Source organism: Pseudooceanicola nanhaiensis, assembly GCF_020171315.1.
In the GTDB taxonomy this organism is placed as follows: Bacteria; Pseudomonadota; Alphaproteobacteria; order Rhodobacterales; family Rhodobacteraceae; genus Pseudooceanicola; species Pseudooceanicola nanhaiensis_A.
Genome location: NZ_JAIUZP010000013.1, coordinates 136,858 through 147,980, shown reverse-complemented (window position 1 = coordinate 147,980; position 11,123 = coordinate 136,858). Strand labels below are relative to the sequence as shown.

8 protein-coding genes are annotated in these 11,123 nt (G+C 66.5%); 5 read left to right on the top strand and 3 right to left on the bottom strand.

From position 1 onward, the window contains the following. Positions 1-159: 159 nt before the first annotated feature. Complete coding sequence (locus LCM32_RS19700; protein WP_224822795.1) at positions 160-1,050, bottom strand: recombinase family protein; 891 nt, start codon at positions 1,048-1,050, stop codon at positions 160-162. Between the two features lie 216 nt (positions 1,051-1,266). Here LCM32_RS19700 and LCM32_RS22040 point away from each other — a divergent pair, with 216 nt between their 5' ends. The 5 genes from LCM32_RS22040 to LCM32_RS19670 all read left to right on the top strand — a co-directional run bounded on the left by LCM32_RS22040 (position 1,267) and on the right by LCM32_RS19670 (position 8,069). Further along, positions 1,267-2,217: a helix-turn-helix domain-containing protein gene (locus LCM32_RS22040; RefSeq protein ID WP_263618248.1), complete on the top strand. Its 951-nt coding sequence runs from the start codon at positions 1,267-1,269 to the stop codon at positions 2,215-2,217. A 585-nt stretch (positions 2,218-2,802) separates the two neighbouring features. Further along, positions 2,803-4,389 carry an arylsulfatase gene (locus LCM32_RS19685; protein ID WP_224822794.1) on the top strand — a complete coding sequence of 529 codons (1,587 nt, stop codon included), beginning with the start codon at positions 2,803-2,805 and terminating at the stop codon, positions 4,387-4,389. 207 nt (positions 4,390-4,596) lie between these two features. Then, positions 4,597-6,141, top strand: coding sequence for a phospholipase D family protein (locus tag LCM32_RS19680; RefSeq protein WP_224822793.1), 1,545 nt, complete (start codon positions 4,597-4,599; stop codon positions 6,139-6,141). After that, complete coding sequence (locus LCM32_RS19675) at positions 6,138-7,220, top strand: alpha/beta hydrolase (RefSeq protein WP_224822792.1); 1,083 nt, start codon at positions 6,138-6,140, stop codon at positions 7,218-7,220. The genes LCM32_RS19680 and LCM32_RS19675 overlap by 4 nt, the downstream gene beginning before the upstream one ends. 117 nt (positions 7,221-7,337) lie before the next feature. Then, the gene (locus LCM32_RS19670) at positions 7,338-8,069 is read left to right on the top strand and encodes an META domain-containing protein (RefSeq protein ID WP_224822791.1); all 732 of its coding nucleotides are present in this window, start codon (positions 7,338-7,340) and stop codon (positions 8,067-8,069) included. Between the two features lie 71 nt (positions 8,070-8,140). On the opposite strand, the gene LCM32_RS19665 is transcribed toward LCM32_RS19670, so the two are convergent. Both LCM32_RS19665 and LCM32_RS19660 read right to left on the bottom strand, forming a co-directional pair. Beyond that, positions 8,141-8,674: an HdeD family acid-resistance protein gene (locus tag LCM32_RS19665; RefSeq protein WP_224822790.1), complete on the bottom strand. Its 534-nt coding sequence runs from the start codon at positions 8,672-8,674 to the stop codon at positions 8,141-8,143. Positions 8,675-8,976: 302 nt separating this feature from the next. After that, entirely contained in the window at positions 8,977-10,968 is a 1,992-nt protein-coding gene (locus tag LCM32_RS19660) for a cytochrome c3 family protein (RefSeq protein WP_224822789.1), read from the bottom strand. Positions 10,969-11,123: the final 155 nt, after the last annotated feature.

Below are 11,123 nucleotides of genomic sequence, written 5' to 3'. Positions count from 1 at the left end.
CTGCGTCTCAAGACGTGGGAGAGTAGATCGCCGCCAGACCTAGTAAAGAGCCAGATATCTCTCAATACGACATCAAAAATACACAAAACGCCCGACGCACACACGCGTCGGGCGTTTTGTGTTGCGAATAGCTCTGATGAGATCGCAGCACCCACCAGCTCAGGCAGGGATCAGCCCCAACCGTCGCGCGCGGTCCCGCAGCATCTTCACCGAGGACAGCGACCAGCTCTGCTTGCCAGAGGGCGTCCGTTCGTGGAGCCGTTCCAGCCCCGCGCCGATCCGGGCGAGGGTGATCGACGGATCCGCGTTTACCATGCCAGCCACGATCGCGCAGAGCCGGTCGGAGGGTTGCGCCTTGGGGGCGCGGTCGAGGAGGCTGTCTTCAAGGAGACCGTCCCGGACGAAGCGTCGCGTGGCGCGCTTGACCCGTTCGGCAGTCCATGGGGTCTGGGGTGCAGGGCGCTGACGGTTGATCGCCTCCGCAACGGCGGGCCAGGCCGTGCCGGGGCGCAGACGGCGGACATGAGGCACCCATTCCTCGCCCCTTGCGGCGATCTCCTCGAAAAACCGCGTGTCGCGGGACCGGGCCAGGGCCTTGAGCGCGTCGGGGTCACGGTCGCGGAGCTTGGGGTTCCCGCCCACGCGTCCGGCCTTGCGCGCCACGTCGAGCCCGGCGAGGGTGCGCTCCCGGATCAGGGCGCGCTCCAACTCGGCCACCGCGCCGAGGATTTGCAGCGTGAACTTGCCTTGCGGCGTCGTCGTGTCGACCGGATCGCCGAGGGAGCGGAAGCCGGCGCCGCGGCGCTCAAGGGTCTCGATGACCTCGAGCAGATGGGCAACGGAGCGGGCGAGACGATCAATCCTGACCACGAGGAGCACATCGCCCTCCCCGATCCGCTTCAGGAGCTGCGCGAGGGCGGGCCGCTGCCGGTTGCCGCCGGATCCGGTCTCCTCGACGATGCGGTCGGCGCCCGCGGCGCGCAGCGCGGAGAGCTGTCCTTCGAGGGTCTGACCCGTCGTTGAAATGCGCGCGTAGCCAATGATCGCCATGTGGTCCGTCCTTTCGGCAGAAGCCTACAGCCTCTGGCGCAGGGGGGGAATGCCGAGGGCGGGGGCATTGGCCGTGCCCGTGACGGATCCGGCGGTGAGGGGTCTGGCCTCTGGCGGAGGCTCGGCTATCCTGTGCTTCAACGGCCGATCTGCGGGGCCATCAGCAATGCGAAGGGCAAGGTCAGCGTGCGGCAAGGGCAGCCTACATCGATACCGTTGAAGGCCGTCTTCCGGGCGGAGATCTGTGCCGCCCGGTTGGAGGGGGCGCTGCGCGCCGACGCCGATCTTGCGGCCTATTGGCGGGGAGTCGCCGGCGTACAGGAGGCCTGCGCATCGGCCTGGCTGGAAGACCTGTCGATCCGGCCCGATCAACTGCTCTGCCGCGATTTCCGCGATCGGGTGGGCGATCCGGATCGGGACCGGGCGGCGGCCTCGGCCTCGGCGATCTTGCGTGGATTACACGCCCCGGGGGACCTGTTGAGCGAGACCGAGGCGGTTCTGGCGCGGCTTTGGTCGCTGGCGGCGGGGCCGTTGGCGGAACCTTTGCAGGGCTGTGATCGGGACGCGGTTCGCGCAGCCCTTCGGGAGGCGGAGAGCCCGATCCTCGGCGGGCTGGCTGTCGCGCGGATCGTGGCAGAGGCGTCCCGGGGACAGGCCCCGGCGGTTGAGCGGCTGGCCTTCGTCGCGGCGGATCACGCTCTACGGGGGTCGGGCCGCTTCATGCTGGGCGAGGCGCCCCCGCATGAGCTGGTCGCCGCACCCCGTGGCCGGTGGGTGGTGCAACCTGCGCTTGCCCTTGTGGACAACGGGTTCCGGCTCTGGTCCGTGACGCGCGAGGACCGGATAGAGGAGCTGATCACGGGGCTGACCCGGTCTCTGGAACGCGGTCTCGGGTCTTTGCCGGTGCTGCGGCGGTGGCTGGAAGAGCTGCGCCGGATCCGGGCGGCGGCCCATGGTGCGTCTCGCATGCCGGACTTTCTGGACCTGCTTCTTGTGCGCCCGATCCTCTCGGCCCCGACGGTTGTAGAGCGGCTGCAGGTGACGCCCCGCGGCGCGCAGAAGCTGATCGAGCAGGCCGCCTCTCATGGCATGATCGCGAATGTCACCCCGCGGCAAACCTACAGGGCCTGGGCCGCGGCCCCGTTTGCGCGGCTTTTGCGGGGGTAACGCATTGCGAAATATGGGGAAACGGTTGGACTTTTGCTGAAGTGAGTTTCGCCGCGTGGGGTGAATAGGCGTTGGATTTGCCTCGAAATCGGGCCTTGAATGGGTCAACTATTGTGACGCTATTAAAGGGGAGTGACAATGTGCCGGGATCGCTCCGTTCACACGGAATACGGGGTCGAAAGGTGCTATTTCTGCGCGGTTGAGAGGGCAGTTTCCGGGAGGAAACTACGCGGATTTTGGTGGGCGCCACACCTGTCCCGGCCCGCGAACGGAGGCTCTTTGACAGGCTGCTCAACGCCGGGCGCGGGGAGGGTAGGGCCGAGGAATATAAGGCTATTGCCGGATTTCTCCCGGGTCGGTCCGGTATCCTCCGGGCGTCGAGACAGGGCCGTCGGTTTTGTTTCGGAATTCGAAACAAGAAGCCTAACGTATTCTGGTTCCTGATTTAATACGTCGGACATACGCGATCTGACGCCGCGTCAAATCGCTCATCCGCCACAATAACTTCATGACAGACTCGCGCTGAACGTGTGTTAATCTGACTTAACGTTTTCGATTCCAAGAAGTTAGGTTAGGAGATAAGTCATGTTTAGGATGCACGTCCTGGCGGTGCCGATGTCGCTCGTTGCTTGTACGGGTGCGGCGCTCGCGCAGGATACGCCGGAGCAGCCCAACATTCTGGTGATTTGGGGTGATGACATCGGTTGGTCCAACGTCTCGGCCTACGGGATGGGGACCATGGGCTACACCACGCCCAACATCGACCGGATCGCGAACGAAGGTATCCGTTTCACGGATCACTACGCGCAGCCGAGCTGCACCGCAGGCCGCGCGGCCTTCATCACCGGGCAATACCCGATCCGCTCGGGCATGACGACGGTGGGTCAGCCGGGCTCTGCCCTCGGGCTTCAGGCCGCCTCGCCCTCGCTGGCAGAAGAGCTGAAGCAGGCGGGCTATCGCACCGGCCAGTTCGGCAAGAACCACCTTGGCGACCGCAACGAACACCTGCCGACGGTGCATGGGTTCGACGAGTTCTTCGGCAACCTCTACCACCTGAACACGCAGGAAGAGGCAGAGCAGCGCGATTACCAGAACTTCGGTAAGGCCTTCTCGGGCTCGCTGGAAGCCTATGAAGAGCAGTTCGGCACCCGTGGCGTGCTGCATACCTTCGCCACCGACGTGGATGACACGACCGAGATGCCGCGCTTCGGCAAGGTCGGGATGCAGACCATCGAAGACACCGGTCCTCTGACGCAGGAACGGATGAAGAATTTCGACATGGCCGAGATGATCCCGCTGGCGATCGACTTCATGGCCTCTGCCAAGGAAGCGGGCGAGCCCTTCTTCGTCTGGCTGAACACCTCGCGGATGCACCTCTACACCCGTCTGGATGACAACTGGCGCTATGCGGCAGAGCAATACACCTCCGAGGCCGATCTCTACGGCTCGGGGATGCTGCAGCACGATCACGACATCGGGCAGGTCCTCGACTGGCTCGACGAGCAGGGCCTGACGGACAACACCATCGTCTGGTATTCCACCGACAACGGACCGGAGCACAACTCCTGGCCTCATGGCGGCACCTCGCCGTTCCGCGGTGAGAAGATGACCACCTACGAAGGCGGCGTCCGCGTGCCCTCGATGATCCGCTGGCCGGGCCACCTGCCCGAGCGTACCACGCTGAACGGCATCCAGGGCCACCAGGACATGTTCACCTCGCTGGCGGCCGCCGCCGGGATCGAGGACGTGGCCGCAGAGGTCATGGAAGAGAAGCAGCAGTACATCGACGGCGTGAACAACCTGCCCTACTGGATGGGCGAGCAGGATCACTCCAGCCGGAACAGCATCTTCTACTACTACGAGAGCAAGCTGACCGCGGCCCGCGTTGGCCCGTGGAAGTTCCACTTCTCCACCAAGGAAGACTACTACGACACGCTGGTCGGCCGCACCGCGCCGATGGTCTTCAACATCCGCATGGACCCGTTCGAAAGCTATTCCAGCACCGACGCCTACGGGCACCTGATGCAGAAGGTCTCGTGGCTGATGCAACCGCTGAACGTCCTGATGCAGGAGCACCTGCAAACCCTCGCGGAATATCCGCCGGTTCAGGGTGGCGCCTCCTTCGACATGTCGAACGTGGTGGAGCAGTTCATCAACAAGTCCATGCAATAAGCAACGCATTTCCCTCGTGCGGGCGGCTGCCGCCTGCATATCCTGATCTCCCGGACCTTCGTGGTTCGGGAGCTTTTTTCTCTCCGCCCCCGCGGGCCGCACTGCGGGCCGGGGGAGAGGGTGCTGCCCGGTCCGACGGGCGCAAATCGTTGACCGCTGCGCGCACCGGCCCCTAGGCTGAGGGGCAGGGCCATTGTCGGAGGACCCATGCGTTTTCTCAGATTCCTACTTGTCCTTGCCATCGTTCTGGCGATCGCCGTCGTCGCCTTGCGGCTCATCTATCCGCTGCCCGACCTGCCGGAGGAGCCTGCCAGCACGGCGCGGCCGATCTCGGAGGAGACGACGCTTGGTGCGGCGCTGCTGCCCGCCACGGCCGCGCATCAAGGCAAGACGGGCATTTGGCCGCTGGCCGACGGGCGCGAAGCCTATGCCGCGCGCATCCTGCTGGCCCGCGCCGCGCAGGACAGCATCGACCTGCAGTATTACATCTGGCAGACGGACGAGACCGGCTGGATGCTTCTCGACGAAGTCCGCAAGGCGGCGGAACGGGGCGTCCGCGTGCGCCTGCTGCTGGATGACAACGGCATTCCGGGGCTCGACGCCGAACTGGCCGCGCTGAACGCCCGCCCCAACATCGAGGTGCGGATCTTCAACCCCTTCACCCTGCGCAGCCCCAAGCTGCTGTCCTATGCCTTTGACTTCCCGCGCCTGAATCACCGGATGCACAACAAGGCAATGATCGTGGACGGTGCCGCGACGGTTCTGGGCGGGCGCAACATCGGCAACATCTATTTCGACTACGGGCAGGGCGTGCATTACTTCGATGCGGATGTCCTTGCCGCCGGGCCCGTGGTGGCCGACGTGTCGCAGAACTTCGACAGGTACTGGGCCAGCGGATCGTCCTATCCCGCCGAGCTGATCCTGCCCGACGCGCCGGGCGGGATGGAGAGCCTGCTGGCCCATGCCGAACAGGCCCGCGCCACGGCCCTTGCCGCGCAGTACATCGACGCCATTGCCGAGACGCCGCTGGTCCAGCGGATCGAGGCGGGCACGCTCACCATGGAGTGGGGGGATGTCACCTTCTTCAGCGACGATCCCGCCAAGGGTCTGGGCGAGGCGGAGGAGGACGAGCTTCTCATCTCCCGCATCATCGAGATCGCCCAGCCGAAGAAGAGCTTTGATCTGGTCTCGGCCTATTTCATTCCCGGCGAGGGCGGGACGGAGATCCTGACGGGCTTTGCCGCCGATGGCGTACGGACCCGTACGCTGACGAATGCGCTTGCCTCCACCGACGTGGTGCCGGTGCATGGCGCCTACATGAAGTACCGCGATGACCTCGTGGCAGAGGGGGTCGAGGTGCTGGAACTGCGCCCCGAGGCGAACCGTGTCCGGGAGCGGGGCCTGTCGAGCATGATCGTCGGCTCTGCCTCCAGCCTCCATGCCAAGACCTTCACCGTGGACGGAGAGCAGATCTTCGTGGGCTCGTTCAACTTCGATCCCCGCTCCGCGCGGCTGAACACCGAAATGGGCCTGCTGATCCCCAGTCCGAAAATGGCGCAGGGACTTGCCCGGGTGCTGGACGAGAAGGTCCAGTACTACCGCGTCGCCGAAACCGCCGAGGGTCGGCTGATCTGGATCGAGGCCCGCGAGGATGGCTCGGAAGTGGTGCGCACCAAGGAGCCGGAGACGACGCTGATGCAGCGCGCCTTTGCCCGCCTCGTCAGCTGGCTGCCGGTGGAGTGGATGCTGTGACCCCTAGGTCCCGCCTGTCGGGCCGGAGGCTTTCAGGGGCGGTCTTCCGGGCGGCCCTCACCGCGGTGGGTCTCGCCGCCGCGTTGCCGGTGACCGCGCAGGTCGCAGCCCCGGTGCCGGATCCCGGTGTGCCGCAGGTGCGCGGCGTGCCCTTCGTCACCAACCGCAACGAAACCGGATTGCCGAGCCCCGGCGACGCCTATGGCGACGAGCGCAGCGGCGTCAGCGCGGGGTGGTGCGACATCACCGAGCGCCCGCTGCGCCTGCTGGAAAAGGTCCGCGAGGCGGCGCCCTTCTATATCCCTGAGGAACTGCTGCGGGTCGGAGACGTGCGCAAGGCCCCCCTGGAAGCGGTGCTGGAGGAGCTGGAGCAGACCACGGGTGACCGGCCGCCGCTGCTCTATACCCACGGGTTCTACATTGCCTTCGAAAAGGGCTGCCGCCGCGCCACGGCCTTTCAGGAGAATGCCGGTCTCTCGGGGCAGATGCTCTGGTTCAGCTGGCCTTCCGACGGGGCGGTGCTGAACTACACCCATGACGAGGCCGACCTCTATTGGAGCGTCCATGACCTTGCCGACACGATCGGCACCATGGCAGCGCGCTTCGGCCCCGGGCGGGTGAATGTCGCGGGCCACAGCCTCGGCGCGCGGGGCATGGCGCTTGCGCTCTACGAACTGGCCGGGCGGCAGACGGAGGTGCAGCTGGGGCAGGTGGCCCTGCTGGCCCCGGATATGGATTTCGATTTGCTGCGCCGCATGTTGCCGCGCATCCGCCCGATCGTGGCCGGGCTGACGGTCTATGTCGCCGAACGGGACTGGCCGCTTGCCCTCTCGGCGCAGCTGCACGGCTATCCGAGGCTGGGCGAGGCGGGCAACCCGGTGGAGCTGCTGGAGGGTGTGGAGGTGATCGACCTGAGCGCCCTGCCGGTGCGCAGCTCGTCCGGCCACCTCTATCATATCTACAACGCCGAGGTCGGAGAGGACCTGGCGCAGCTCTTCAACGACGGCGCGCGGGCCGCGGACCGCCGCAACCTTGCCCCGCTGGGAGAGAACAGCTGGACCCTGCTGCCGGAGAACTGACAGCAGGGCTTGGCGCTAAGGACGTAACGTTCCCGGGCCATCTGGCGGCGACGCCCGTGCCCGCCCTTGAAGCGGACTGCCGCCCCGCACATCTGGGGCTGATCGAGGAGGACAGAGATGAAAAAGACCCTGACCCGAAGCCTTGCCCTTGCGGCCCTGATTGCCGGAGGTCCGGCCATGGCCGAAACCGTCGAACTGCCTGTCGTGGTGCATCTTCAGGAGGGCGCCACGCTGCCGTCCGACACCCTGCTGCAGGTTGAACTGCTGGACGTGTCGCGCGCCGATGCGCCCTCTACCACGATTTCCGCCCGGGAGTTCCGGATCGACAGCCTGCCTGCCGAGATACGCCTGCCCTACGACACGGACGCGATCGACCCGCGGATGCGCTACGTGGTGGCGGCCAAGGTGGCGGAGGGCGACACGCTGCTGCTGCGCACGACGACGTCCTACCCCGCCCTCACGCAGGACGCGCCCGAGCGGCCCGAGATCGTGCTGGAGGCGATGACCTCTGGCATCTCGGGCGTGGAATGGCAGGCCTTTGAACTGGGCGGGCGGATGCTGGTGGTGGAGGATGCGCCGACCATCGCCTTCACGCAGGAGGGCGGCTTTGCCATGTACGGCGGCTGCAACCGTTTCGTCGGCACCGCCGAGATGAGCGCGGGCAAGATCACCTTCCCCGATGCCATCGCGGGCACGCGCCGGATGTGTCCCGAACCGCGGATGCAGTTGGAGCAGGACATGGTCGAGGCCGTGAAGGCCAGCACCGGCTACGTGCGCTACGGCAAGAACCTGAGCCTGACCAATGCCGCCGGCGTGGTCACGATGCGCCTGACCGAGCGGCCTGAGTGATCTAAAGCGGCAGTCATGAATATGGGGCGCGCGGTGGACCCGCGCGCCCCTTTGCATGTGTCAGCTGACACTCAGGCGAGGGCTTCCATCTCGGGGTGCTTGCGCTGGAAGAAGCCCAGCGTGAGCATGGTCACGCCGCTCGAGATCAGCTCGATCGCCAGCAGGATGCCCAGCATGGTCAGCGTGGCCTGAAGGAAGTTGCCGAAGACCATCACGGCAAGCGCGACGGACACCACGCCGGAAATCAGCGAGACCCAGAAGAGGCCCGAGCCGCGCAGGCTGAAGGCCAGCACGATCTTGAGCACGCCGTTCACGAGGAACATCACCGCGACCATCATGGTCAGCGTGACGATCCCGACGAGCGGGTGGAACAGAAGGCCGACGCCGAGCACGAGATAGGCCACCGCCAGCACGAGGCCGAAGATCCGGCCGCCCCAGCCCTCGGCCCGGAAGGCTGCGCCGAACTGCATGACGCCCCCGATGATGAAGCTCCACGCCGCGATCTGTTCCGCGGCGACGGTCGCCGCGAAAGGGTTCATCAGCGCGAAGATGCCCGCCACGATGAGCAGGATACCCGCGATGATCCAAAGCAAACTGTTTTTCATGTCCCGTCCTCCAGACTGGGCGCCACGCGCGCTCTGTTGCGGATCCGGGACCAAGGACAGGCGGCCTGAAGACACGCGGCCGGAAAGCACTCTTACCCGGAATGGGCGCGCACGGCTCATTCCTCGACAATACAGGCGGGCGGCGGTCCGGGCGCTCAATCCTCGCGCTCCGGGCTGAACCCGGAGTGGGTGCCGCCCGTCCCGAGTATATCGCGGATGCAGGGCAGGGCGTTATCTAAAGTTGCGGAATGAAGGGCATTTTCCGCCTTTGGGTGTGGCGCGACGCAGCGTTTCTTGGCGCTTCAGGGCGTGCCGCGCGGCTGGGGCGCTTCCAGTTGGGCCAGCAGCTCCCGCAGCACGGTGTTTTCGGGGTTGGCGCCAATGGCCCGGGCGAGGATGCGCACTGCCGCCTCCGTGCCTTCCGTCGCCGCGGCGATGCGGGCGCGCATGACCCAGGCATCCACGTGTTGCGGATCGAGGCGCGTCACCTCTGCAAAGGCCTGCGCAGCCGCGGGCAGGCGCCGCATGCTGAGCGCAATGCCCCCCAGTTGCAGGTGGGTCTCGGGATAGTCGAGGCGGGACATCATCGTCGCCTGCCATTCGCCCTGCGCGCGTTGCAGGTTCTGCGCCATGGGCGCGGGCAGATGGGCAATGGGCGCGGCGAGCATCGCCTTCGCCGCCGCGATGCGGACCGTGCGCGAGGGATCGTCCAGCATCCCCGCCACGCGCATCACCTGTTGCGGGTCGCGGGCGTCCTGAAGCGCCCCGACGGTGGCCGCCCGCACCATCGGGTCGGGATCGGCCAGCAGTGCCTCGACCATGGGCATCTCCATCCGCGTGCCCTCGGCCCCCATGAGCCAGAGCGCCGTGGCGCGGGCAATGGCGGGCTGATCGCTCTGCCCGGCGAGATCGGCAAGGTCGGTCCAGGCCGCCACGGGGTTCTCGATGCCATGGGCGAGGGTCTGGCCATAATGCGGGCCGCGATGGGTGCTGTCGGGGAACCACGCCTCTAAGACCTCCGCGGCCCAGGCCGGGGTCTGATCGCGGTGGCAGGAGGTGCAGGCATCGGGTGCGCCGGTCTCGACGCTCAGGTCGGGGCGGGGGATGCGGAAGGAGTGATCCGCACGCCAGTCGTTGCCCATGTAGACCTGCTCGGGCATGTGGCAGGATTTGCACTCCGCACCGGCGCTGCCCTGCGCATGGCGATGGTGCGCGGGCGTGTCGAACTCCTGCAGCGGCAGGCTGGGGAAATCGGGGTTGCCCGCCGGACTGTGGCAGGTTGCGCAGACGGCATTGCCCTCGGCGCGCAGCGTGGCGCTGTGGGGTTCGTGGCAGTTGGTGCAGGTGACGCCCTTGGCGTTCATCTTCGATTGCAGGAAGGAGCCCAGGACATAGACCTCGTCCCTGATCTGGCCGTCGGGCCAGTAGAGCCCGGGGCGCAGCAGGGCGAGGTTGTAGGCGTCGTGGTAAGGCGTGCCCGGCGGCGGTGTGCCATCGTAATAGGCCTCGCGCCGGGAATGGCAGCCGCCGCAGGTGTCGATGAAGCTGGCCGGATCGGACAGGTCCACCGGCAGTCCGTGATTGGGCGGCGGCGCGGTGCGGGTCGGCTCCCACTGACGCGCCCAGTCGAGGTGTTCGGAGGCAGGGCCGTGGCAGCTTTCACAGCCCACGCCGATCTCGGCCTGGGTCGAGGCATAGCTCCGCGTCTGCGCGTCGTAATTCGTCTCGAACCCGGTGGCATGACAGGTGGCGCAGCGGGAGTTCCACGTCTTGTAGGGGCCGGTCCAGTGGAGCGCATCGCGCGGCGGCGGGTTGTCCTCGGGGTAGAGGTGGAACCAAGTGCCCATCTCCGTGTCCCAGACCACGTCGAAGCTCTGCAGGCGGCCGGGGGCGGTCTCGAACAGATATTGTTGCAGCGGGGCGACGCCGACCACCGAATGCACGGCATAATCGGTGGTCTTGCCGTCGAGCTCCGTCACCGAGGCGACGTGACGCCCGTCGCCGTCGATCCGGAAGGCAACCGACATGTCGCCAAGCGCGAAGCGGGTGCCATCGAAATCGGCCAGGATGTTGGCGGGCTCCGGCGGGGTCCAGGCAAGCGCATGGTGCGATCCCTCCCAGGCCTCGGCCTCGACCGCGTGACAGGAGGCGCAGGCAGCGGAGCCGACATAAGTGGCCTCTTGAGCCGGTGCCACGGTGGCCAGAAGCGCCAGGGCCGACGGTGCCGCGAGGCTGCGCGCGATCATGCGGACGGTAAGGACGCGAAAGGCGGTGGCGACGGGAAACTTCAACACGCGGGGGACCCCGTCTTTCGTAAGGAGGGGCCGTGCCGCGCGCTGCGGCTCAACCCGGAAATGGCAAACTCTGTCGCAATGGAATGGCCGCGGCACAACCGGGGCGAAAACATCTCTTTGCAGAACCTTAGGAGCGCACGTCAAAGCTGTGCAAG